Below are 22,666 nucleotides of genomic sequence, written 5' to 3'. Positions count from 1 at the left end.
AGCTGGCGCTGCCGCCGACAGTTCGGGTCGCACCGGGCATCACCACCATTTGGCCTGAAAGGTCTCCGGCGCCGCTGCCGCCCCCGCATTTCCGGACCGCATGGCTCACCGATGGGATGGACAGATGAGGATTCCGCCGATCGCGTTCAGGCTGCTCCATCGCCTGCGCGGGCTCTACTGGCGGATCGCCAAGCCGACCACCCACGGCGTGCAAGCGCTGATCATCCACCCGGTCGACGGGCACCGAGTCCTCCTCGTCCAACACAGCTACGGTGACCAATCCCTGTGGCGCCTGCCCGGAGGCGGATACAAGCCAGCCCGAGAAACCCCTGAGCAGGCGGCCAGGCGTGAGTGCGTCGAGGAACTGGGCGTCACGTTGGACTCGTCGGCTCTCGTGCTCGAGGAGCACGTGACCAGCAGCGGGGGCAAACGGGGTTACCTGAAGGTCGTCCGCCTGCACGCGCTCTCCGACGAGATCAACCCCAACGGGGAGATCTCCCGGGCCCGTTGGGTAGCCGTCGACCTTACGGACCTACCCACCGGCTCGGCGGTCTCCAAGCGGGTGTACTCGGCCCTGGAAACGCATGCGGGCCGACCTCTGGCAACCTGAAACCAGCCGTCCTGGCCTGGCTGCGCAGCGGTTCGCCTTTCGGCCCCGCTACCGCCGTGCGCCGAGTCGAGGCACGGGGTGGCGGCTGCGCCACGCCTCCGCCTCGCTTCGCAGCCGATTCCAGTGCCGCCGCAGCCACCGTGCGTAGACCAGCGCCAGCACAACACCGCCGCCGAGGACAAGGATTCCGGGGAGCAGGCCCGGTTCGTCGCCCGAGAGGTAGGCGCTGCCGATCGGGTCGACCCGGTCGTAGATCACGTCGACCTCCTCCCCGACGCTCGGCTCGTTCCAGGGAGGGTGGCTGATCCAGGCGGTGACCGTCTCCCCGCCTCGGGTGGTGAAGCTGACCGACAACCACCACTTTCGGCCGTGCGGCTCGCGCACCGTCCCGACCGTCCGCTCGCCCCGTTCCACCAGGTCGTTCCGGTGGCGCAGGTCGCCGAGGCCGCAGTACAGGAGGGCCATCACCAGCAGTCCGCCGAAGAGAACGCCGAGGGTCGGGTGCCGGAGCCAGTAGCCGGGACGCCATCGGCCGCGGGGTTCCTGCTGGACCGAGCCAACCGACTGTTCGGGTGTCCATGGTCGTGTCTGTCGTACGCGTCGGCGGTACCGCTTGACCACGCCGCCTCCCGTGGACGTCGCCCTGGTGGGTCGTTCGCGCCCACGGTAGGCGGCGGCGCAAAGCCTTTGCCTGATCTACGGGCTGGTCCCTCCGGATGACCGAGGCTGAGGGCAGACGCACGGGAAGGCTTCGACCACGCGCCGCAGGCCCGACAGCAGGGTCGACGGCGGCGACCCTTGGGGGCCTGGGTTGACCGTGACTGTCCGGCCTAACGGCACGCCTCCGCCCGCTCCTCAGCGGTGGGCCGTACTCGCTCCCACTGCGGGTCGTAGCAGACCAGACCGTGAGCGGCTGCCATCCGAGCAGCCTCGGTCGAGACTTCCTCGCACACGCTGTACCGCATGGTGAAGTAGACGAACGGCCCAGACGCCTCATCCATCAGCGGACCAGCGGACCACGGGCTGGCATCGTCCTTGTCGTCGGAGGACAGGTCTACCCACCGCTCCAACAGGGCGAGGACGTAGGCCCGGATGCGTGGGGTCGGGGGTAGTTGCTCGCCCTCCGCGTACGTGGCATAGAGCCGGTCGTAGACCTCACCCGCAGCGGCGTCGTCAGCCGGCTGCTCACCTTCCCAGACCGCCAAGTCGTAACTCATGGCGGCAGTCTGCCCGCGGGGCCCGACAACCCACGCGGTTGAAGCGCCAGGCCGAGGGGGCCGGTCGGGAGATCACGGCGGTCTCCGGCGGCGAGCCGGTGCGTCGCATGGTGGAGACGACCGCCGATCCATTCAATTGACAGGCATTGATTGGTACGGTCAACTGGCGACGCCCGTAGCCCACGGCTCACCCAGGAGGACCCTCTTGCGTACGCTCCTGACCCTCGCCGCGGCCGCCGTCTGCGCCGCCGGTGCACTGGCTGTCCCCGCGGCGGCGGCGCAGGCCGATCCGGCCGGCACCGCCCCAGCCGGCGCGACCGTCCCGGCCGACACCTGCGCCGGTACCGTCCAGATCCAGTCGCTCACCTTCGACCCGCCGCGGGTGGTTCCGGGCCAGGTCGTCAGGGCCACGGCCGTCGGGCAGAACTGCACAGCCCAACAGCAACAGGTCGGCACGGCGATCTACGGCCGGTTCGTCGGCTCCACCCCCGGCATCCCCACCGGCTGCCCGGCCCTCCCCTCGCTGCCGGGCTGGGCGGTCACCGTCGATCCGGGCGCGACCTTCAGCTGGAGAGAGGGTTACTGGGTGTCCGCCGACTGTACGGCCACCGGCCTGGAGGTCACGGTCCTGCTAGAGGACACCGCCACCGGCACCCGGCTCACCCAGACCGCCACGGTGCCGATCGACCCGCCGCCGGCGGCGCCCTGCACCGTGAGCTACCGCACCGGGAGCGAGTGGCCGGGAGGCTTCACCGCCCAGATCACCATCAAGAACACCAGCACCGTGCCGGTCGACGGTTGGGCGCTCAGCTTCACCTTCCCCGGTGACCAGCACATCGTCCAGTCCTGGTCCGCCACCGCCCAGCAGAGCGGTGCCACCGTCACGGCCCGGAACGCCAGCTACAACCCGCTGGTGGCGCCGGGCGCCTCGGTGGTCTTCGGCGTCCTGGGCACCTGGCAGGCCAGCGACGCTGTGCCGATCGCCTTCACGCTCAACGACGTCAGCTGCGCCGCCGGGTAGCCCGCGCACCGGACCCGGCAACACGCTCGCGTCGCGGGCGCGAGGACGACGGGACGGGCGCCGAGGCGGGCTAATGGCACAGGGGCCTGTTTCAGCCGTCTAGAACGACGGAAGCCCTGGCGGGACCGTCGGTCCTGACCAGGGCTTCCGTGCCTGGAGCGGGTGACGGGAATCGAACCCGCACTGTCAGCTTGGGAACCGTACAAGATCCCCACTGAAGCCTGCCGTACCCAGCTCAGCGACCTTACCGAGTGGCCTGGAATGACCCCTGTTGACCCCGGCTACTGGCCCGCTAATGGCCCAAGACGCCCGATCAGGCGCACCCCTATGGATGAAGGTCCACCAACCGGCGCAGGCTGTTGACCAGTTCCATCGCCATCTGCTGAATTTCGCGGTTCTGCAACCACTCTAGGACCAGCGAATGCCAAAGGAGCTTCTCCGGCACCGCGAGTTCAGCAGCGAATCTAGGGATCTGATACTGGTGATCTAGCATCGTTGCATTCGACAGTGCGACGCTCACGTCGCTAGCGGACTTACCAAGCCTCTCGGCGAGTCTAATTTGGCCGTCTTCGTTGAGGTCGAGCAGCTCAGTTTCCGGCGTCCTGGTGCCGGGTAGGAAGTGAAGGCGAATGTCGTCGCTCCCCGAAGTGCGCTGGTCGCCGTCCAGAACTCCGACTACGGCTACACGAGCGGCCGAACGCATACTCCGGAGGCCCGCGAGAACATTAGCTTCGCCGCCCGCCGACACTATTTCAAGTTCTCGCGCGAGAGATACATCGAATCTGTTGACAATGGCAAGAAGAATAGTGGCTGCCGCATCATCTTCCACCAAGGCAATTCCTTTTAATCTAGGAAGGACGCCTACAGTATCCTGTATTTGTGCGACAGACGTGGGTCGAACTATCTTCGCCCCTTCACTAGATGGGACGCACATCAAAGTATTTTGCATTGGGATACGCGAAAGGATCTCCGGCGAATGCGTCGCGACGATCAATTGCAGGTTCTTCTTCAGGCAGTAGCGGGCTACTTCATCCATCAGCGCTCGCTGCCCCCGCGCAGAGATGTGTGATTCCGGCTCATCTATTAGGGCAAGGCCGCCGTCTTCCATTTCGCGCAGGGACCAAAGAATATAGTGGACCCAGAGTTCCCCGATGCTCATCTTCCGGTTGTCTATGACACGACCGTTCCACTCAGCATAGACCGCAGGAATCGGATAGTCCCAGCCGTCGAGGTTGTCGGTGGACAGCCGATAGACAGACACGCGATCGTATTGCCTCCCAAGAACGCCTTTAAGGCCGCGCAACTCGTCAGCTGACAGGTCGTAGCGCTCGCAGTCGACCAATCCACTCTCTGAGCGAATATGGTCGCTCATGCCCTGCATCTCGGAGAACGCATAGACCGGACCGCAGTACTGCGGCCACCATGTGTCGGTCAACGGTGCATCATCGACCAGAGCGTCGCGCCAGCGAGATCTTCGCTCGCTGGCTGAGTCCCGGAGACGTACCTCCCGACTATAGCGACCATCCCTAGTTTCCACGATGACTTCAAAGACACCGTCCACAAACTCGGCGTCTTTTCTGTAGGCGCTCGCGTCCTGCTTGATAAAAGGCGGGAACACAAAGGGAATCGTGTATCCAAAAAGCGCCTCGATGGAAAGCAGGAGGACAGTCTTGCCTGTTCCGTGATAGCCGGTCAATGCTGTCACTCGATCAAACCTGATGCTCTGGGCAGCGAAGACGTCAGACTTGAGCACGTCGATCGAACTTAGTCGGATGTCGGTAGTGGTGGCGAGTAACCGCAGCCAGCGCCGAGTTCGTGGATCAGTACTCAAGATATCGCGTCCCTCGATCGAAGCGTTCGGTCGTGACCAACCAATGGGTGTAGGAAGCTAAGCGTCGGGGAGGTCATCGTTGGGATCAGCTTTTACCAGCTTGCCTCCAACGCTTTTCCAAGGAGGCGGCAGATGCTTGAATGAGGCTTTTCTGCTCGCACTGACGTCGACGAACGATCCTTCATGGAAGGAGAGGGTTCCCGAGAACGTGGTAGGGCCGCTAAAGTTTGCGTTAGCGAAGTAGAGCGCACCGCTAGATCCGGCTGTCATATGATTAAACTGTGCCACCGCTCGGAACCAACTGGAATTGAACTCCATATCAAATTTCCTGGTGATCCTGTTAAAGTATGCGCCTCCTATGAAGTTCACATCCGTGAAGCCCGCATAGGAATCAAATACCGCACCACTGAACACTGCTGACTCCACAAAAATTGCACCGTCGAATCGCGCTTCCCCCCTAAAGTGGCACCAACTGAAGGATGCATCCCCGTAGAAGACGGCTCCCTTGCAATCGAGATCGACGAAAGCGCAGTTATGGAAGTCTACGTCTACCAGCGTGGCACCACTTAGAACCGCGCTAATGTCCGCCCATGCGGGATCGCCGTATTCGTCCGGCTGAGCTTCGCGCCCCCTGGATAGACGTTTTGTCCAACCGCCTGGGGAGTTGGTAACCTTCGGCCTACGCAAACGTGAAGCAAAAACGCCCTGGATTGTTAGGCGCACTTGAAGCTCTTCATATCCATCGTGCTGCTCGGTCGAATCCGTCGAGCTGATGATCGAGACCTGCCCCTTGTCGCTGAATTGCACCTCGGATTTCGGCCTCTCGAAGGGACCCGAGAAAGGCATGCGGAGATACGCCGCGAGCACCTCCACACACATCTGCCGCCCCTCTGCCCAGTCGTCAGCTAGGGCCTGGAATGCGTATACACCAGATAGGCGGACCGCCGCTTTCGCAGAGCCTAGTTGTTCAGCAGCAGCCTTGAAACGTTCGTTGTAGAGCTTTACGTCGTCACGCCGAGAATCCAACTCGGCTCTGCGATCGTCTTCCTCTTGTAACCGCTGTTTGCGATACGCGACAGCTAGGGCGACCACAGCGCCGACACCAGCTACTACCGCTAACGCCAGTTTGACGCCGTTGTAGACCTCTCCGAGAGTGGCAGTGCCCCCCTTGGGCAAATTGGGTGACCCTAGAGCTAGCCACAACAGGTAGGATGCTCCCGATGCCAGAACCAAGGCACTTAGCAGCAGCATTAGTATGTGGCGCACTAACCCGACTTTAAAGACCTTTTTACGCACCACATCACCTCTTTCCGTCCGCCGTACAAATTCGGATCAGGCGGGGACACCCGCCATCAGGCTGTCCCCTTGCTTTCGCAGATCACGCCACACCTCGGCGGCATGCCGGTCAACCGGATCGACACGCCTATGGTCCGCGAGTGGCGGGCGCGACTGCTGGCCGAGGGTGTGTCGGTAACCATGGCTGCCGAGGCATACCGGCTGCTGCGGGGTCCTGATGACCGCCGTCAAGGAGGACGAACTGATCGAGATCAACCCGTGCCGCGTCGTCGGTGCCGACCAGGAGAAGCCCGCAGAGCGGCCGGTCCTCACCGTTCCGCAGATCTTCGCGCTGGCCGAGCGGATACCGGAGCGCTTCCAAGCGCTGATCCTGGTCACCACGTTCGGATGCCTGCGGTGGGGCGAGGCGGTCGCCCTGCAACGCCGCGACATCGACCTGGCCGCCGGCACGGTGCGGGTGCGACAGGCGTTCGTCGAGCACCGGGGTACCGGCCTGATCCTCGGGCCGCCAAAGTCGCGGGCGGGCGTGCGGACCGTCGCCGTGCCCAAGGCGGCCCTGCCTGTGCTGAAACAGCACATGAGCGGCCACGTCGGCGAGGCACCCGGGGCCTTCGTGTTCACTGGCGAGAGCGGCCGGAACCTCTGGCGCGGCAACTTCAACAAGTTGGTCAAGTGGCCCGAGGCGGTCGCCGCCGTGGGTGTTCCCGGACTGCACTTCCACGACCTGCGGCACACCGGCAATACGCTCGCGTCGCGGGCACCGGGCGCGAGCCTGCGCGACATCATGGCGCGGATGGGGCACGACAGCCCGCGTGCCGCGCTGATCTACCAGCACGCCAACCGGGAGGCCGACCAGGGCATCGCCGACGCGATCGACAAGGCAGCCAAGGCGGCCCGGCGCAAGCCGAGCAAGCGCAAGGTCAAGCGGGTTGCCGAGGGCGACGGACCGGCCGCCGAGGCGAGCTAATGGCCCACTAATGGCCCACCCCTGTTTCAGCATGACCTAGAACCACGGAAGCCCTGGCGGGACGTGTGTCCTGACCAGAGCTTCTGTGTGTGGAGCGGGTGACGGGAATCGAACCCGCACTGTCAGCTTGGGAAGCTGATGTTCTGCCATTGAACTACACCCGCAAGCGGCACCACTGTACCCGAGTCGTCGAACCTGTGCACCCAGGCACCCCGACCCGCGGCTCGGCTCGGGTTGATCCACTCGGGGTCCTGGAAGTCGGGGCGTTGGAGCGGCCGGGACACCGCGTAATCACCGAAACCGAGTCGATCATGCCGGGCCGCCGGGCGTCGGGCCGCAGGGCCGCCGGGCGCCGGGCGCCGGGCGCAGGCACGTACGGGCGATGCCGGCTCCGTCAGCGCGGAGCCGGCACCGGGTGTCTCTGGGGGCCATGGTCAGGCGGCTGTGCACTGGACGTCACGGCTGCGGCGGGTCGGGCGGGTCTGCGGCACGGCGAGCGGCGCGGCAGCCACCGCCGAGGGGGCCCGCGGGTCGAGCCAGACCCGGACGGCCGGCCGGGCCGGGGCGAGGCCCGGGATGCCCGCGATGTGCTGCTCGCGGCGAGTCAGCATCGCCACGTCGACGGTGAACTCGAACAGTTGCCAGTCGACCTGTGGCTCCGCGCGGGCGCCCTGCGCCAACCGGGCGACCCGCGCCGGATCGGTCACCGGGCGGGCGCGCCCCGCCACGTACGCCTCGTCGTCGCTCTCCTCCGGGGGGAACGAGTGCAGCGCGTAGCGGCCGTCGCGTTCGAGGTCACGGCGCTTCGGGGAGTCGATGATGAAGCAGAACAGACCCTCGTCGGTGATGACCGGGGAGACCGGATGGACCCGGGGCCCGCCGTCGGCACGGACCGTGGCCAGGTAGCCGAAGCCCGGCCCGTACTGCTGGAGGAGAACGCGGATCCCGTCGGCGAGTCGGGGCTCGTCGGCGGCGAATTCGGACCAGGAAGCCATGCGAGCATTCTATCGAACAAATGTACGAGTAGCGACCTCGACGCGCTGGTCACCGGCACCGAATCCGGTGGGTTTTCGGGCCGCCGCTATGGTGGTCCGATGCTGCTCTCCGACCGCGACCTGGTCTCCGAGATCAAGGCCGGCACGCTGGGCCTGGAGCCGTTCGAGCCCACCCTGGTCCAACCCTCAAGCATCGACGTGCGGCTGGACCGGCTGTTCCGGGTCTTCAACAACCACCTTTACACACACATCGACCCGGCGATGCAGCAGGACGACCTGACGTCGGCGGTCGAGGTGCCCGACGGGGAGCCGTTCGTGCTGCACCCCGGGGAGTTCGTGCTCGCCTCGACGCTTGAGGTCATCTCGCTCGGTGACCAACTCGCCGGCCGGCTGGAGGGCAAGAGTTCACTGGGGCGGCTCGGGCTGCTCACGCACTCCACCGCCGGCTTCATCGACCCCGGCTTCTCCGGGCACGTCACGCTCGAACTCTCGAACGTGGCGAACCTGCCCATCACCCTCTGGCCGGGCATGAAGATCGGGCAGCTCTGCATCTTCCGGCTCTCCTCGCCGGCCGAGCACCCGTACGGCTCGGCGGTCTACGGCTCGCGCTACCAGGGGCAGCGGGGGCCGACGCCGAGCCGCGCCTGGCAGCACTGGCGCACCTGGCCCACCCGCTGAACCGCTGACGACGAGGGCCCGCCGCGACGAATCGCGACGGGCCCTTCGGTCAGCACGATCGATCAGCCTGGACGGCCGTAGCTGTGGACCTGACCGTCGTCGGCCCTCTTCATCTTGACCGGTTCGCCGGCCTGCGAGGCGTGCACCACCCAGCCGCCACCGACGTACATCCCGACGTGGTGGATGTCGCTGTAGTAGAAGACCAGGTCGCCGGGGCGCAGGTCGGCCTTGCTGACGTTCTTGGTGGCGCGGCTCTGGGCTGCGGCGTTGTGCGGCAGTGACACCCCGGCCTTCGCCCAGGCGGCGAGCATGAGTCCGGAGCAGTCGTACGAGTTCGGACCCTCGGCACCCCAGACGTAGGGCTTGCCGATCTGCGCGCAGGCGAACTTGACCGCGGTGCCGGCGGCGCCACCGGGATAGCTGCCGGGGCAGGGCGCGGGGCGCAACGGACCGCCGCCACCGCTGCCGTACACCTTGAGGCGCAGCTTCTGCAGCTTGTCGATCTCCTCGTTGATCTGCTTCTTCTTCGCCGCCAACTGGGCCTCGGTACGGGTCAGCTGGGCCACCATCTCGTCGAGCGGCGCCTTCTGCCCGGCCAACTCGTCGCGCAGGTCGGCCACCTCGCGGACGTCCTGCTGCTGGTTGTGCGCGAAGCGGTCGAGCAGTTCGAGCTGACCGACCACCTCACTGGGTGACCGGCTGCCCAGCACCGCGTTGACGGTCAGCACGTTCTCACCCTTGTACGCGCGCACGGCCAGGGCACTGACCTTGTCCATCGCGGCGTCGACCTGGCGCTCCAGCGGGGCGATCCGGGCGGCCAGCGCCTGGGCCTGCTTGCGCTTGGCGGCGAGGTCGGTCCGGGTGGCGTTGTGCTGTTCGATGATCGGTTCGAGTTTGTTCCAGTCGGCGTCGATCTGGCGCTCGATCTCGGCGACGGACGGGTCGGCGTGGGCCGCCGTGGCGCTGCCGGTCAGGACGACGGCGACGCCGGCCAGTGCGGCGAGCGCGGTGGTGAAGCGGGACCAGCGTGGGCGCGGCGCAATCGACATCGGGCCGGCTGTTGCCGACCGCTCGGACGACGGCCGCGGGGCATGGAGTGCCACCGGGGTTCCGTACTCCTTCTTCCTGACCGCCTACCGGGTTAGCTGACGGGTTCGGGCGGGAAGTCGGCGCCCTACCGCAGTGGCTGCGGATTCACCCCGGGGGACATGGGTCCCCGGTTCGTTCGGAAACGACTCGGCGGTGTCGGTCCGTTACCGCCCGGGCTGGACGGAGCTGCTATCGGGCCGACGAATGACCAGAGTAGAGACGCTTGTTACCGCTCCGCAACCCGTGCGGCCGTGACACTCCGTACCGATCGGAGAGGATCACCGAACCGTACGTGAAGATTTATTTCCTGGCAGGTCGACACATGGAAAGGTATTGACGCGGACTCCCGGCCGGCGCGAGGGTGGCGTCATCCACACCCGCGAAATCTAGGGGGTTCGATGCGCCATCCAACCCTGCTGCCCGGCCGGCGTGCGCTGCTCGCCGTCGCCGTGCTCGCCGCCGCGACCGCGGTCGGAGCACCCGCCCACGCCGCCGCACCCACCGTCGACCGCCAGCAGCGGTACGCCGCCGCGGCCGCCGAGTACGGCGTACCGACCGACGTGCTGCTCGGCGTCTCCTACCTGGAGTCCCGCTGGGACAGCAACGCCGGCACACCCAGCACCAGCGGCGGCTACGGCCCCATGCACCTGACCGACGCCCGACACGTGACCGCTCTGCCCGTGCGTGGTCACCACGACACCGGCACCGAGGACCCGCGCGGCGACGACTCCCGTACCACGCTGGCACCTGTACCCCGGACGGCCCAGGACCCGGCGCCACCCGCCGCCGCGTCGCAGACCGTGGATGCCGCCGCCGCGCTGACCGGCGCGACTCCCGACGCGCTGCGCACCGACGCCGACGTCAACATCCGGGGCGGGGCCGCACTCCTGGCCTCGTACCAGCGGGAGTTGGGCGCCCCGGTCGGTGCCGGCACCGACCCGGCCACCTGGTACGGCGCGGTGGCCCGCTACACCGGCGCGGACAGCGCGGACGCCGCGGCGGCCTTCGCCGACGAGGTCTTCACCACCATCGGCGCCGGCGCGTCGCGGGTGACCGACGACGGCCAGCGGATCACGCTGCCGGCCCGCGCGATCCGCCCGCAGCGCTCCTGGCTGGACCGGCTGGGTCTGCGCCGGCTCGACCGCCCGGACGGCCTGGAATGCCCCCGCACCATCTCCTGCGAGTGGATCCCGGCGCCCTACGCGGCGTTCGGCGACGGTGACTACGGCAACCACGACCTGTCCGACCGTCCCGCCCGGCAGAAGATCGAGTACATCGTCATCCACGACACCGAGGGGAGCTGGGCCACCACCCTGCGGCTCGTGCAGGATCCGACGTACGTGAGCTGGCACTACACGCTGCGCTCGGTGGACGGGCACGTCGCCCAGCACGTCCGGACCAAGGATGTCGCCTGGCACGCCGGCAACTGGTACGTCAACGCCAAGGCGGTCGGGCTGGAGCACGAGGGCTACGCCGCGCAGGGCACCTGGTACACCGAGGCGATGTACCGGACCTCGGCGAAGCTGGTCCGGCACCTCGCGCTGCGGCTGGGCGTCCCGCTGGACCGCCAGCACATCATCGGCCACGACAACGTGCCCGGCACCGTCGCCGCGAACGTCCGTGGGATGCACTGGGACACCGGTCCGTACTGGGACTGGACCCACTACTTCGAGCTGCTGCACGCGCCCCGCCTGGACACCGGCACCCCGTCCACCGGTCTGGTCCGGATCGACCCGGACTTCGCCACCAACCAGCCGGCGTTCGTCGGCTGCGTCACCGTCGGCGTCCCGTGTGCGCCACGCGGCTCCTCGGCGGTGGTGCTTCGCTCCGCGCCGGCCGCGGACGCGCCACTGGTGAACGACATCGCGCTCCGCCCCGACGGCACCCCGAACACCATGGAGGTGTCGGATCACGGCGCCCGCGCCTCCGCCGGTCAGACGTACGCGCTGGCCGGCCGGCAGGGTGACTGGACGGCGATCTGGTACCTCGGGCAACGGGCCTGGTTCCACAACCCGGCGTCCAGGCCCACCGCCAGTTGGACCGTCGGTGTGGTGGCCACCCCGAAGCCCGGCCGGGCCACCATTCCGGTGTACGGGCGGGCATACCCGGAACAGGCGGCCTATCCGGCCGGCGTGCCCTACCAGACGATCTCGCCACTGCAGTACACCCTGGCCGCCGGGCAGCGGTACGCCGTCGGCGCGGTGCTGCCGGGCGAGTACTACCGGGCCAGCACCGTCGACGGCTCCTCGCCCGGCGACTGGACGGTGATCCGGGGCAAGAACCGGTACGCGCAGATCCAGTTCGGCCATCGCATCATGTACGTCGACCTGGCCGACGTACTGCTCCTGCCGTCCCCGGTGGGCGCACCCCGCTGACAACGGCGACGGCCCCCGGTCGGTGACCGGGGGCCGTCGTGTCGAACGGTGTGGATCAGGGTCTGCGGAACCCGGCGACGGGCATGGTGTTGATGCTGGACACCTGCACCGGTTTACCGGCACGTGGTGCGTGCACCATCTGGTTGTTACCCAGATACAGCCCGACATGACTCAGGCCGGAGTAGAAGAAGACCAGGTCACCGGCACGGGCCTCGGCTCGCGCCACGGCCTTGCCCTCGTTCCACTGGTCTCCGGTGTGGTGGGTCAGGGAGATCCCGGCCGACTTGTAGGCGTACTGGGTCAGCCCCGAGCAGTCGAACGAGTTCGGGCCGACGGCGCCCCAGACGTACGGATCGCCGACCTGTTGGCAGGCGGTCTTGATCGCCTTCTGGGCGGCCACGGAAACCACACCGTTGATGGTCGGGCAGCCGGCGGTCTTGACCGTGGTCTTCGGCATCGACGCCTCAAGCTGCTTGATCTCGGCGTCGATCTGCTTCTTCTTGGCCGCCAGCTCGTTCTGCTGCTTGGTCTGGGTGACGATCAGGGCATCCAGCTTCTGCTTCTCGCCGTCGTACTTGTCCCGCACGGCGAGGACGCCCTCGACCTCCTTGCGCTCCTGCGCGGCCAAGCGGTCGAGAATGGTGAGCTGCTCGGTGAGCGTGTCCGGCTTGGCGCTGACCAACAGCGCGCCAATGTCGTGCGACGGGCCCGAGATGTAGTAGCGGGAGGCGAGATCGCCGACCCGGTTGAGCGCCAACTCGCTCTGCAACGCCAGCGGCTCGATCTTCTTCTGCAGGTTCACCGACTTCTGCCGGTTGACCTTCAGCTGCGCCCTGACCTTGTTGTACTGCTCGATAGTGGGCTCCAACTGCTCCCACTTCTTGTCGATCTGCGCCTCGATCTCGTCGACCGTCGGCGCGGCGTGCGCCGGGGCGGTAAGCAGGCCCGCGCCGACCACCGCGGCGGCGACCAGGACGAGCAGACGGTGACCAGCCCGGCGCAGACCACCCGGCCGAGCAGACGCAGACAGGTCGTGACGATGAGGGGGCATGGTTGCCACCGGCACCGACTCCTTTGCAACCGACCGCCGGGCGCCTCGCGTGAGGGAAGGGCCGAGGCAGACGACCCACAGCGGTCGGTGCCCCACATTAGGGAAGCGCGGGGCGGTAATCAAGGCGAGTGGAGTAACCGTCACTGTCGTGCAACCGCTTGCACACAAAGGGTATTGGCGGATCAACCAACGATTGCCGTCAATACATCATCAAGAGTGACCACACCGAGCGGGCGCCGGCCGTCGCTCACCAGCACCATGTGCCGCCGTTCCCGGCGCATGGCCAGCAGCAGGTCCGCCAGCGTACGCTCCGGCGGCACCACCGCCAGCGGCCGGTAGACCTGGGCCGGCACCGGCGACCGGCGACCCTGCCCGGCGTACCCCAGCACGTCCTTGACGTGCACGAAGCCGAGCACCCGACGGGTCGACCGCTGCACCACCGGGAACCGGGACCGGCCGGTCCGGGTCGCCAACACCTCCAGCGACGCCGGTGAGACGTCCTCGGCCACCGTCACCACCGTCGACCACGGCTGCAGGGCGTCCGCCGCCGTGCGGCTGTGCAGGGCCAGGGCGCCGGTGATCCGGACATGCTGCTCCTCGTCGAGCAACCCCTCGGTGCGCGCCTGCGAGACGAGCCCGGCCAACTCCTCGGCGGTGAACACCGTCTTGACCGCCTCGGACGCCTCGATCCGCCAGATCGCGAGCACCCGGCGCGCCGCCCACTTCATGGCCAGCAGCAGCGGCTTGGTGGCCACACAGAACGCCAGCATCGCCGGGCCGAGCCAGAGTGCGGAGACCTCCGGACCGGCGAGCGTGATGTTCTTCGGCACCATCTCCCCGACGACCGTGTGCAGGAAGACCACCACACCCAGGGCCAACACGAAGGCCACCGGGTGCACCGCCCGCTCGGGCAGGCCGGCCGCGTGGAACGGCGGCTCCAGCAGGTGCGCCAACGCCGGCTCGGCGATCGCGCCCAGGCCCAGCGAGCAGACCGTGATGCCGAGCTGCGCGCCAGCGATCATCAGCGGGATCTGGTTCATCGCCGAGAACGCCCACCGGGCGCGCTTCGACCCGGCGGCCAGCGGCTCGATCACCGTCCGGCGGGACGCGATGAGCGCGAACTCACTGCCCACGAAGAACCCGTTGCCGAGCAGCAGCAGGACGGTCACCAGCAGCTCAGTCATCGTCGTCCGGTTCCGCCGGGCGTACCACCCGGACCTGCTCGATCCGGTGCCGTTCCACCTCGACCACCGTGAACTCCCAGCCGTCCGCCTCGACCGTCTCGCCGGCCAGCGGGATGTGCCCGAGCTGGGCCATCAGGAAGCCGGCCAACGTCTCGTAGGGCCCCTCGGGCAGCCGGAAGCCGGTCTGCTCGGCCACCTCGTCGGAGCGGAGCACGCCGTCGACGAGCACGGTGCGCTCACCGCCCGGCACGGTCAACTCGACCGGGTCGGCGTCGTCCACACTCGCCGGGTCGAACTCGTCGGCGATCTCCCCGACCAGCTCCTCGACGAGGTCCTCGATCGTCACCACGCCGTCCGTGCCGCCGTACTCGTCGACCACGATGGCCAGGTCGGCACCGGCCGCCTTCAACGCGGCCAGCACGCCGTCCAGGTTGAGGCTCTCCGGCACGTACACCGGCTCCCGGGCCACCGAGCCGACAATCGTCGACGCCCGGTCGGCGAGCGGCACGCCCAGCGCGTCGGGCACCCCCGCCACACCCGTCACCAGGTCCAGGGTCTCCTCGTACACCGGGAACCGGGTCCGCCCGGTCTGCCGGGACTGCTCGAGCAGCTCGGCAACGGTGGCCGTGGCGCGCAGCGCGACCACGTCCACCCGGGGCGTCATCGCCTCGGCGGCCCGTTTGTCGCCGAAGCGGATGGTCCGGCGCAGCAGCATCGCGGTGTCGGTCGGCAGCGCGCCGGCCCGAGCCGAGATGGCCGCCAGCAGGCCCAGCTCCTCCGGCGAGCGGGCACTGGCCAGCTCCTCCTGCGGCTCGACACCGAGCGCCCGGACCAGCCGGTTCGCGGAGCCGTTCAACCCCCGGATCAGCCAGCCGAACGTGCGGGAGAAGGTGTGCATCGGACCGGCCGTGGCCAGCGCCGCCGGCATGGGCCGGGCCAGCGCCGCGTTCTTCGGCACCAACTCACCGAAGAGCATGGAGAGCAGCGTGGCCAGGGCCAACGCCAGGAACGGGGTGAACCGCTCGGTGCTCTCCCCGGCCACCGGCCGCAGCAGCGGGGTGAAGAGCCGCGCCAGGGCCGGCTCGGCCAGGTAACCGGTGAGCAGAGCGGTGATGGTGATGCCGAGCTGCGCGCCGGAGAGCTGGAAGGACAGGTCGCGCAGCGCCGCGCGTACCGTCAGGGCGGCCTGGTCGCCGGCGGCGGCCCGCCTGTCGATCTCCGCACGGTCGACCGTGACCAGGGCGAACTCGGCCGCCACGAAGAACGCGTTGCCCGCGGTCAGCGCAGCGAAACCGACCAGGGGCAACAGCGTCATCAAGAGCAGGCCGTCGATGTCGCCTCACCTCGGCGAGATTCTTGCACGGGCCGCCCCGCGTCCACGGGGCACGCCCCCGGGCGGGGTGGTCGGACGGAGTTAGCGTGGAAGGCATGGATGCACTGACGCTCGCCGATGAACTGGCCCTGCTGGCCCACGACGACGCGGGCACCAACCGGCTCGGCTGGCCCGGCCTGGACCACGGTCTGGCCGGCGCCCTGCTCCTCGACCTGGCCGTCGCCGGCCGGGTCGAGCTGGTCGACGACCGGCTGGTGGTCACCGACCCGGCCCCGGTGGGCCGGCCGCTGCTGGACGACGCCCTGGCGCGGATCGCCGGGGAGCGCAAGCTTCGCAAACCCCAGGACTGGGTGACCCGGCTCGCGAAGGACCTGCCGAGGCGGGTGCTGGACGGGCTGGTCGCCGCCGGTGTGCTGCGCCGCGAGTCCGACCGGGTGTTCTGGGTGGTCCCGCGTACCCGCTATCCCTCGCCGACCGGCACCGAGCCGGTGGTGGAGACCGAGGCCCGGCAGCGGATGTGGGCCGCGATCGTCGGCGACGGCCCGGTGCCGCCGCGGACCGCCGCGCTGCTCGGTCTCACCCGCGCCGTCCGGCTGCACCGCACGCTCTTCGGCGACCTGCCCCGGCAGCGGGTGGAGCGCCGGCTCGACGAGATCGGCGCGGGCGACTGGGGGTCGGCCGCCACCCGCCGGGCGATCGAGCAGACCCAGGCCGCCCTCCTGACAGCCACCACGGCCGCCACCGCCGCCGCGATCGCGGGAGCCACCGCAGCCGGGGCCTGACCACGCGACGGCGGTGGCACCCCAGGAGGTGCCACCGCCGTCCAGGATCCTTCGGGGGTACGCGCGCCTCAGCCGCCGACCGGCGCCGTCTGCTTGCCGCCCTGTGGCTGCTCCGGCTTGACCGATCGGAGCAGCACGCTCGCCACGTCGATGACCTCGACCTGCTCGCCGGCGCCCTTGCCGTTGACCCCGTCGTTGAGCATCGTCGAGCAGAACGGGCAGCCGACCGCGACGGTCTTCGTCCCGGTGGCCATGGCCTCCTCGACCCGGTCCACGTTGATCCGCTTGCCGATCTTCTCTTCCATCCACATCCGGGCGCCGCCGGCGCCGCAGCAGAAGGAACGCTCGCTGTTGCGCGGCATCTCGGTCAGCTCGCCGGCGATGGCGTCACCGAGAACCTCCCGGGGGGCCGCGAAGATCCGGTTGTGCCGGCCGAGGTAGCAGGGGTCGTGGTAGGTGACGCCGCCGTCGACCGGCTGCACCGGCGTGAGCTTGCCGGTGGCGACCAGGTGCGCGAGCAGTTGGGTGTGGTGGACCACCTCGAACTCGCCGCCGAGCTGGCCGTACTCGTTGCCCAGGGTGTTGAAGCAGTGCGGGCAGGTCGCGACGATCTTGCGCTTGGCCTTCTCGCGGCCCTCGAACGCCTCGTTCAGCGTCTCCACGTTCTGCTGGGCGAGCATCTGGAAGACGAACTCGTTGCCGATCCGCCGCGCCGGGTCGCCCGAGCAGGTTTCGCCCTCACCCAGGATCGCGAACGACACGCCCGCCTCGTTGAGCAGCGTGGCCACCGCGCGGGTGGTCTTCTTGGCCCGGTCCTCGAACGCACCGGCACAGCCGACCCAGAACAGGTACTCGAAGTCGTCCACCTCGCCGACCCGGGGCACCTCGAAGTCGAGGCCCTTCGTCCAGTCCTCGCGGGTGTTCTGCGGCGCGCCCCACGGGTTGCCCTTGTTCTCCAGGTTGCGCAGCATCACGCCGGCCTCGGAGGGGAAGCTCGACTCGATGAGCACCTGGTAGCGGCGCATGTCGACGATGTGGTCCACGTGCTCGATGTCCACCGGGCACTGCTCGACGCAGGCGCCGCAGGTGGTGCAGGACCAGAGCACGTCCGGGTCGATGACACCGCCCTCCTCGGCGGTGCCGATCAACGGCTTGTCGGCCTCGGCGAGGGCCAGCACGTCCAGGTGCGCGAGCTGCGCCTGGGTGGCCTTCTCCTCGCCGGTCAGGTCCTTGCCGCCGCCGGCCAGCAGGTAGGGCGCCTTGGCGTACGCGTGGTCGCGCAGGCTCAGGATGAGCAGCTTGGGCGACAGCGGCTTGCCGGTGTTCCAGGCCGGGCACTGCGACTGGCAGCGGCCGCACTCGGTGCAGGTGCTGAAGTCCAGTAGGCCCTTCCAGCTGAACTGCTCGACCTGGGCGACGCCGAACTGGTCCTTCTCCGGGTCGGCCTCCTCGAAGTCGAGCGGCTTGCCCTGGCTCGTCATCGGGCGCAGCGCGCCGAGGCCGGAGCCGGCCGGCCTGGCCGGCTCGCGCTTGAAGAAGATGTTGGGGAACGCCAGGAAGCGGTGCCAGGCGACACCCATCGTGACGTTCAGCGAGATGACGATCAGCCAGGTCATCGAAATGATGATCTTGATGGCCGCGGCGACGCTGACCCCGTCCGCCCAGTCGGGCAGCACCGCACCGACGGCGTGACTGACCGGGGTGGCCCAGAACGGGAACTCGAAGTGGTCCGTGGCGACCTTGAATCCCCGGATCACGAACCCGAAGATCAGGACCAGCAGCACGATCCACTCGACGAAGTAGCCCTGCCACATGGTCGAGCCGGTGAACCGGGACCGCCCGCCCGGCCGGGTCGGCCGGTTACGCAGCCGGATCGCCATCAGCACCACGATGCCGACCAGGCCCAACACCCCGATGATCTCGGTGACCAGGCCGAAGATCGTCCAGTGCCCGATGACCGGGAGGCCACCGTCGGTGGTGACCACCTCGAAGTACGCCTCGAGCACCAGCAGCGACAGCACGACGAAGCCGACCATCACGAACCAGTGCGCGGCGCCCACCACGCCCCACTTGAGCATCCGGGTGTGGCCGGCGGTCTCCACGAGCATGGTCCTGGCGCGAGCGACCTTGTCGGTGAACCGTTCCGGCGCGGGCTGCCCGAGCCGGATGACTGCCACCATCTTCAGGACCGCACGCACCGCAAGCCACACCGCCACGGCGGTGATGGCGGCCGCGAGGATCGTGGTGACGATCTGGACGCTGCCCATCGAGTTGGCCTCCCCGGTCTGCTGCCTGATGACCTCGCTTCGCTCGGTCATGCAGTGCAGCCTACGCGAAGGTTACCCAGCAGTAACGTGAGTCATCTCGCAGTAGGCCGCGCTGCCTGCGGACACCATAGGGGGCCCCACCCGATCCTGCCGGGCAGGGGCACGGTGGGGTGACGCGGAACCGCCGACGCGACGGCCCCGAAGCCGGCTCAGCGCCAGCGGGAGAGCAACCCCAGCGAGGCGACCATCGCGCCGAAGCCGACCGCGAGGTTCCAGTAACCCCACGCCGCGACCGGGTACTCCTGCTCCGACAGGTAATAGAGCACCAGCCAGCCGATTCCGACGACGATCAAGGCGACCGCGGTGGCCGGCAACCACACCGGGCTAGGCTTGCGCGTCGACGCCGCCGTCGTCGGACGGACGTCCGTCGGCGGGGTGTACACCTTCTTCTTGCGGACCTGAGACTTGGGCACGACGCTCTCCAGAGGGGTGACGACCTCGTCCGGCCTGACAACCGGGCGCGGGGGCGACGGTCCATGGCCAATAATGTTCGACAGCTAGCGTAGTCCCGATTGCCCGTCCGGACCATGAATGGGGTCAGGCCGGTGCACGGAGTGACCGAAAAAGGCGGGACTGTTCGCATCACCGGCCCAGCCGGCGCGGACCGACCCCCGACACGCGGAAGGAACGCTCGGTGGAGTACACATCCGGCGCAACCTCCTGGCAGAAGGTCCTCCGACGGGCCGCCGCCGGGCTGCTGCCCCGGCGACCGCGTCAACGCCGACCTGGCTGGTCGATCGGTGTGCCCCTGATCGCCGCCGCGGCGGGGCTGCTCTTCACCACCACCGCGACCACCGCTGGCGGCACCGCGCTGCGTGAGGACCGACGGCCGCAGCTCAACCAGCTCATCGAGGACCGACGCGAGCAGGTGGCGGCGAGCGAACGCCGGGCCGCCACACTCCGCGACGAGGTCCAACAACGGACCAACACGCTGGCCGGCTCGGACGCCCCGATCAAGGATCAGCAGGATCGCGCCCAGGGCAGCCTCCAGGCCGCCGGGTTCACCGCCCTCGGCGGGCCCGGGGTCACGGTCGAGCTGAACGACGCGCCGCAGCTCGACCAGACCCAGTCGGACGCCGACAACGACGACCTGGTGGTGCACCAGGCGGATGTGCAGGCAGTGGTCAACGCGCTCTGGGCCGGTGGAGCCGAGGCCATCTCAATCATGAACGTCCGCGTGCTCGCAACCAGCGCGGTACGCTGCGTCGGTAACACCCTGCTGCTCCATGGCCGGGTGTACTCCCCACCGTTCAAGATCGTGGCGATCGGCGACCCCGCTGCCCTTCAGCAGGCACTCGCCAGCTCTCAGGGAGTCCAGTGGTTCAAGGACGCGGTCGACGACTACCAGCTCGGCTACAAGGAGACGGCAGGCACGGTGCGAGTCCCCGCGTTCGAGGACTCGACGGCCCTACGCTCGGCCACGGTGCCTAAATGAGCACGCCGGACGAGCGTCGCGACGGGCGGCACCGTAACCAGACCGACGATCCGACCGCATTCCTGCCCAAGGTCGACCGGCCCGAGCCGGCGCCGGACCGGCCGACCACGGCCGGCAACTGGCCCGAGCCGACGCTGCCCGCCCGGCCCCGCGCCCCGCGCCCGCCGGCCACGCCCGAGCCTCCCCGCCCGACCGACCCGACCCCCGGCCCGCGAGGCGTCGACGCACCCCCGCCGTGGCCAGGCAGCGCCGTCCCCCGACCGAGCCCGCACGCAGGGTCCGACGGTCCACCGGCGCCCGGCCGACCGGCCGCGCCCACCCCGAGCCCGCTACGACCCGCTGCCCCGGTCGACACCCCGACCCCACCGGTTGCCGACTCACCGACCGCGCTCATCCCCCAGATCGCCGCCCGGCCCCCGCGCCCGACCGGCTCCCCGGTCGCTCCGTCCGCGCCCGGCCCGGATGCCTCCTCCTCCGCCGGGCCGACAGGTGTCCCGCCGACCGGGCCGACAGGTGTCCCGCCCACCGCGCCGGGCCGTGTGCCACCGACCGCGCCGGGCCGTGCTCCCGCCGCCGGGCCGGATCGTGGCGCCGCCGCCGGTCCGGATCGTGGCGCCGACCCGGCCGCCACCGCGTTGATCCCCGCCGTGCCCGGCACCCCCGCCACCCGCCCACCGACAATGGACTCGACAGCGCTGATGGGTGCCGTCCCCCGCACAGGAGGCCCTCAGGAGCCGACCGGCGGCGGCGACAACCCCGGTGAGCCGCCCCGGCCCCGGCGCGGCGAGCGGGTGGTCCAACTCCGGCCGCACCAGACCGGCGAGGGCTACAAGAGCGTCTACTCCGAGCTCACCCGCCCGTCGCTCGGCTCCCGAATCCGCACCGGCGTCCGTGTCACAGGCGAAATCCTGATCACCTTCGGCCTGGTGGTGCTGCTCTTCGCCGGCTACGAGGTGTGGGGCAAGTCGGCCATCGTCGATGCCCACCAGAACGACCTCAACAAGGCACTGACCCAGCAGTGGGGCCCGACCGACGACCCGACTGTCGCTCCGTCGGCCGGCCCGAGCGTCAAACCGTCGCCCCCGGTACGCGGCAAACCGCTCGCCGGCCTCTACATCCCGAAGATCGACAAGAACCTGGTGGTGGTCGAGGGCGTCACCCAGGAGGACATCCGCTACGCCCCGGGCCACTACCCGACGAGCGCGATGCCCGGCCAGGTGGGCAACTTCTCCGTCGCCGGGCACCGTAACCGGGCCACCTTCTGGCGGCTGGACGAGTTGGGCGAGGGCGACGCCATCGTGGTCGAGAGCAAGACCGACTGGTACGTCTACCTGGTGTCGCAGTCGCGGATCGTCCGACCCACCCAGGTCGAGGTGGTGGCACCGGTGCCCGGCGAGCCGAACAAGAAACCGACCAAGCGGATGCTCACCCTGACCACCTGCAACCCCAAGTGGGACAACTACCAGCGGCTGATCATCCACGCGGAGCTGGACCGCACCCAACCCAAGTCGGCGGGCCGCCCGGCGGAGCTGGGGGGCTGACCCGATGTACGCGTTCATCTGGCGCAAACTGCCCTTCGGCGTGGCCGGAAAGCTGATCGGCTCGGTACTGCTGGTGGCCGCCACGGTGGCCCTGCTCTGGTATGTCGCCTTCCCCTGGGCCGAACCCCTGCTGCCCTTCGACGACGTGCAGGTCGAGTCCCCCGCGGACTCGGGCGACGTCGGCCCGGCGACCGGCGACGCCCCGGCCGGCGACGAGCACGACCTGCCGTACGACACCGACCAGAACAACCCCGCGCCGCCCTCCCCGAGTAGGTGACCATGCGCATCCTGGTGATCGACAACTACGACTCGTTCGTCTTCAACCTCGTGCAATACCTCGGCCAGCTCGGCGTGACCTGCGAGGTCCGCCGCAACGACGAGATCGACGTCGCCGAGGTGGGCAGGGTGGGCGCGGCCGGCATCCTGCTCTCCCCGGGGCCGGGCAGCCCCGACCGGGCCGGCATCTGCCTGGACGTCATCCGGCAGTACGCGGGCGAGCTGCCGATCTTCGGCGTCTGCCTCGGTCACCAGGCGATCGGCGAGGCGTTCGGGGCGACCGTGACGCGCGCACCCGAGCTGCTGCACGGCAAGACCTCCGAGGTACGGCACCAGTCGGTGGGCGTACTCGCCGGCCTGCCCGACCCGTTCACCGCCACCCGGTACCACTCGCTCGCCGTGCTGCCCGACACACTCCCGGACGAGCTGGAGGTCACCGGCTGGACCGGCTCCGGCGTGGTGATGGCGATGCGGCACCGGACCCTTCCCATCGAGGGCGTCCAGTTCCACCCGGAGTCCGTGCTCACCGAGGGCGGCCACCTGATGCTCGCCAACTGGCTGGCCGGCTGCGGTCACCGGGAGGCGTTGGAGCGCGCGCCCGCACTGGCCGCCGAGGTCGACGCCCGCCGCCGGTCGGCCTTCGTCACCACCTGAGACG

Annotated in this window: 21 protein-coding genes, 1 tRNA gene and 1 riboswitch; of the genes, 10 read left to right on the top strand and 12 right to left on the bottom strand. The window is 69.0% G+C overall.

Annotation, left to right across the window (positions count from 1 at the left end):
- Positions 1-124 precede the first annotated feature (124 nt).
- A complete protein-coding gene (locus ACGFH8_RS08315; protein WP_393365214.1) occupies positions 125-610 on the top strand; it encodes an NUDIX domain-containing protein in 486 nt (161 codons plus the stop codon).
- Positions 611-658: 48 nt separating this feature from the next.
- Here ACGFH8_RS08315 and ACGFH8_RS08310 read toward each other — a convergent pair whose 3' ends face one another.
- Together ACGFH8_RS08310 and ACGFH8_RS08305 are read right to left on the bottom strand one after the other, a co-directional pair.
- Positions 659-1,231: a DUF3592 domain-containing protein gene (locus tag ACGFH8_RS08310; protein WP_393365212.1), complete on the bottom strand. Its 573-nt coding sequence runs from the start codon at positions 1,229-1,231 to the stop codon at positions 659-661.
- Positions 1,232-1,440: 209 nt separating this feature from the next.
- Positions 1,441-1,827 (bottom strand): hypothetical protein, encoded by a 387-nt coding sequence (locus ACGFH8_RS08305; RefSeq protein ID WP_393365210.1) that lies wholly within the window; start codon positions 1,825-1,827, stop codon positions 1,441-1,443.
- Positions 1,828-2,032: 205 nt separating this feature from the next.
- On the opposite strand from ACGFH8_RS08305, the gene ACGFH8_RS08300 reads away from it, so the two are divergent.
- A complete protein-coding gene (locus ACGFH8_RS08300; protein WP_393365208.1) occupies positions 2,033-2,848 on the top strand; it encodes a cellulose binding domain-containing protein in 816 nt (271 codons plus the stop codon).
- 325 nt (positions 2,849-3,173) lie between these two features.
- On the opposite strand, the gene ACGFH8_RS08295 is transcribed toward ACGFH8_RS08300, so the two are convergent.
- Positions 3,174-4,553, bottom strand: a complete 1,380-nt coding sequence (locus ACGFH8_RS08295; protein WP_393365206.1) for an AAA family ATPase — start codon at positions 4,551-4,553, stop codon at positions 3,174-3,176.
- 183 nt (positions 4,554-4,736) lie between these two features.
- Positions 4,737-5,975 (bottom strand): pentapeptide repeat-containing protein, encoded by a 1,239-nt coding sequence (locus tag ACGFH8_RS08290; protein WP_393365205.1) that lies wholly within the window; start codon positions 5,973-5,975, stop codon positions 4,737-4,739.
- A 217-nt stretch (positions 5,976-6,192) separates the two neighbouring features.
- Here ACGFH8_RS08290 and ACGFH8_RS08285 point away from each other — a divergent pair, with 217 nt between their 5' ends.
- On the top strand, positions 6,193-6,942 hold the full coding sequence (locus ACGFH8_RS08285; RefSeq protein WP_393365204.1) for a tyrosine-type recombinase/integrase: 750 nt from the start codon (positions 6,193-6,195) through the stop codon (positions 6,940-6,942).
- Positions 6,943-7,032: 90 nt separating this feature from the next.
- On the opposite strand, the gene ACGFH8_RS08280 is transcribed toward ACGFH8_RS08285, so the two are convergent.
- Both ACGFH8_RS08280 and ACGFH8_RS08275 read right to left on the bottom strand, forming a co-directional pair.
- Positions 7,033-7,106: transfer RNA gene (locus ACGFH8_RS08280), tRNA-Gly, on the bottom strand.
- 270 nt (positions 7,107-7,376) lie between these two features.
- Positions 7,377-7,937 (bottom strand): pyridoxamine 5'-phosphate oxidase family protein, encoded by a 561-nt coding sequence (locus tag ACGFH8_RS08275; protein WP_393365202.1) that lies wholly within the window; start codon positions 7,935-7,937, stop codon positions 7,377-7,379.
- 99 nt (positions 7,938-8,036) lie between these two features.
- Between ACGFH8_RS08275 and dcd the strand changes: the two genes are divergently transcribed.
- Positions 8,037-8,615 (top strand): dCTP deaminase, encoded by a 579-nt coding sequence (gene dcd / locus ACGFH8_RS08270; protein WP_285792496.1) that lies wholly within the window; start codon positions 8,037-8,039, stop codon positions 8,613-8,615.
- 62 nt (positions 8,616-8,677) lie between these two features.
- Here the strand turns inward: dcd and ACGFH8_RS08265 are convergent, their stop codons facing one another.
- Positions 8,678-9,664 carry an NlpC/P60 family protein gene (locus ACGFH8_RS08265; RefSeq protein ID WP_393365200.1) on the bottom strand — a complete coding sequence of 329 codons (987 nt, stop codon included), beginning with the start codon at positions 9,662-9,664 and terminating at the stop codon, positions 8,678-8,680.
- Between the two features lie 67 nt (positions 9,665-9,731).
- Positions 9,732-9,867: riboswitch (cyclic di-AMP (ydaO/yuaA leader) on the bottom strand.
- Between the two features lie 235 nt (positions 9,868-10,102).
- Between ACGFH8_RS08265 and ACGFH8_RS08260 the strand changes: the two genes are divergently transcribed.
- Positions 10,103-12,079 (top strand): N-acetylmuramoyl-L-alanine amidase, encoded by a 1,977-nt coding sequence (locus tag ACGFH8_RS08260; protein ID WP_393365199.1) that lies wholly within the window; start codon positions 10,103-10,105, stop codon positions 12,077-12,079.
- 55 nt (positions 12,080-12,134) lie between these two features.
- Here the strand turns inward: ACGFH8_RS08260 and ACGFH8_RS08255 are convergent, their stop codons facing one another.
- The 3 genes from ACGFH8_RS08255 to ACGFH8_RS08245 all read right to left on the bottom strand — a co-directional run bounded on the left by ACGFH8_RS08255 (position 12,135) and on the right by ACGFH8_RS08245 (position 15,629).
- Positions 12,135-13,145, bottom strand: a complete 1,011-nt coding sequence (locus ACGFH8_RS08255; RefSeq protein WP_393365197.1) for an NlpC/P60 family protein — start codon at positions 13,143-13,145, stop codon at positions 12,135-12,137.
- Between the two features lie 167 nt (positions 13,146-13,312).
- The gene (locus tag ACGFH8_RS08250) at positions 13,313-14,314 is read right to left on the bottom strand and encodes a hemolysin family protein (protein WP_393365195.1); all 1,002 of its coding nucleotides are present in this window, start codon (positions 14,312-14,314) and stop codon (positions 13,313-13,315) included.
- Complete coding sequence (locus ACGFH8_RS08245; RefSeq protein WP_393365193.1) at positions 14,307-15,629, bottom strand: hemolysin family protein; 1,323 nt, start codon at positions 15,627-15,629, stop codon at positions 14,307-14,309. The genes ACGFH8_RS08250 and ACGFH8_RS08245 overlap by 8 nt, the downstream gene beginning before the upstream one ends.
- 113 nt (positions 15,630-15,742) lie before the next feature.
- On the opposite strand from ACGFH8_RS08245, the gene ACGFH8_RS08240 reads away from it, so the two are divergent.
- On the top strand, positions 15,743-16,429 hold the full coding sequence (locus ACGFH8_RS08240) for a GPP34 family phosphoprotein (RefSeq protein ID WP_393365191.1): 687 nt from the start codon (positions 15,743-15,745) through the stop codon (positions 16,427-16,429).
- A 68-nt stretch (positions 16,430-16,497) separates the two neighbouring features.
- Here the strand turns inward: ACGFH8_RS08240 and ACGFH8_RS08235 are convergent, their stop codons facing one another.
- Positions 16,498-18,696: a (Fe-S)-binding protein gene (locus tag ACGFH8_RS08235; RefSeq protein WP_393367018.1), complete on the bottom strand. Its 2,199-nt coding sequence runs from the start codon at positions 18,694-18,696 to the stop codon at positions 16,498-16,500.
- A 209-nt stretch (positions 18,697-18,905) separates the two neighbouring features.
- Positions 18,906-19,169, bottom strand: a complete 264-nt coding sequence (locus ACGFH8_RS08230) for a cell division protein CrgA (protein ID WP_357243225.1) — start codon at positions 19,167-19,169, stop codon at positions 18,906-18,908.
- 221 nt (positions 19,170-19,390) lie between these two features.
- On the opposite strand from ACGFH8_RS08230, the gene ACGFH8_RS08225 reads away from it, so the two are divergent.
- Genes ACGFH8_RS08225 through ACGFH8_RS08210 form a run of 4 tightly spaced genes read left to right on the top strand, consistent with a single transcriptional unit; the run spans position 19,391 to position 22,662 of the window.
- Complete coding sequence (locus ACGFH8_RS08225; protein WP_393365189.1) at positions 19,391-20,191, top strand: DUF881 domain-containing protein; 801 nt, start codon at positions 19,391-19,393, stop codon at positions 20,189-20,191.
- Entirely contained in the window at positions 20,188-21,732 is a 1,545-nt protein-coding gene (locus ACGFH8_RS08220) for a class E sortase (protein ID WP_393365188.1), read from the top strand. The genes ACGFH8_RS08225 and ACGFH8_RS08220 overlap by 4 nt, the downstream gene beginning before the upstream one ends.
- A 4-nt stretch (positions 21,733-21,736) precedes the next feature.
- Positions 21,737-22,009: a hypothetical protein gene (locus ACGFH8_RS08215; protein WP_393365186.1), complete on the top strand. Its 273-nt coding sequence runs from the start codon at positions 21,737-21,739 to the stop codon at positions 22,007-22,009.
- 2 nt (positions 22,010-22,011) lie between these two features.
- The gene (locus ACGFH8_RS08210) at positions 22,012-22,662 is read left to right on the top strand and encodes an aminodeoxychorismate/anthranilate synthase component II (RefSeq protein ID WP_393365185.1); all 651 of its coding nucleotides are present in this window, start codon (positions 22,012-22,014) and stop codon (positions 22,660-22,662) included.
- Positions 22,663-22,666: the final 4 nt, after the last annotated feature.

The organism is Micromonospora sp. NPDC049175 (assembly GCF_043197345.1).
Taxonomy (GTDB): Bacteria; Actinomycetota; Actinomycetes; order Mycobacteriales; family Micromonosporaceae; genus Micromonospora.
This window is presented reverse-complemented; position numbering and strand designations above follow the sequence as displayed.

Bases quoted from the DNA above. Each gene is read 5' to 3' on its own strand.
- ACGFH8_RS08260 (WP_393365199.1), top strand. From the start codon at position 10,103: ATGCGCCATCCAACCCTGCTGCCCGGCCGGCGTGCGCTGCTCGCCGTC.
- ACGFH8_RS08285 (WP_393365204.1), top strand. From the start codon at position 6,193: ATGACCGCCGTCAAGGAGGACGAACTGATCGAGATCAACCCGTGCCGC.
- ACGFH8_RS08305 (WP_393365210.1), bottom strand. From the start codon at position 1,827: ATGAGTTACGACTTGGCGGTCTGGGAAGGTGAGCAGCCGGCTGACGAC.
- ACGFH8_RS08240 (WP_393365191.1), top strand. From the start codon at position 15,743: ATGGATGCACTGACGCTCGCCGATGAACTGGCCCTGCTGGCCCACGAC.
- dcd (WP_285792496.1), top strand. From the start codon at position 8,037: ATGCTGCTCTCCGACCGCGACCTGGTCTCCGAGATCAAGGCCGGCACG.
- ACGFH8_RS08245 (WP_393365193.1), bottom strand. From the start codon at position 15,629: ATGACGCTGTTGCCCCTGGTCGGTTTCGCTGCGCTGACCGCGGGCAAC.
- ACGFH8_RS08210 (WP_393365185.1), top strand. From the start codon at position 22,012: ATGCGCATCCTGGTGATCGACAACTACGACTCGTTCGTCTTCAACCTC.
- ACGFH8_RS08275 (WP_393365202.1), bottom strand. From the start codon at position 7,937: ATGGCTTCCTGGTCCGAATTCGCCGCCGACGAGCCCCGACTCGCCGAC.
- ACGFH8_RS08250 (WP_393365195.1), bottom strand. From the start codon at position 14,314: ATGACTGAGCTGCTGGTGACCGTCCTGCTGCTGCTCGGCAACGGGTTC.
- ACGFH8_RS08315 (WP_393365214.1), top strand. From the start codon at position 125: ATGAGGATTCCGCCGATCGCGTTCAGGCTGCTCCATCGCCTGCGCGGG.
- ACGFH8_RS08265 (WP_393365200.1), bottom strand. From the start codon at position 9,664: ATGTCGATTGCGCCGCGCCCACGCTGGTCCCGCTTCACCACCGCGCTC.
- ACGFH8_RS08235 (WP_393367018.1), bottom strand. From the start codon at position 18,696: ATGGGCAGCGTCCAGATCGTCACCACGATCCTCGCGGCCGCCATCACC.
- ACGFH8_RS08220 (WP_393365188.1), top strand. From the start codon at position 20,188: ATGAGCACGCCGGACGAGCGTCGCGACGGGCGGCACCGTAACCAGACC.
- ACGFH8_RS08215 (WP_393365186.1), top strand. From the start codon at position 21,737: ATGTACGCGTTCATCTGGCGCAAACTGCCCTTCGGCGTGGCCGGAAAG.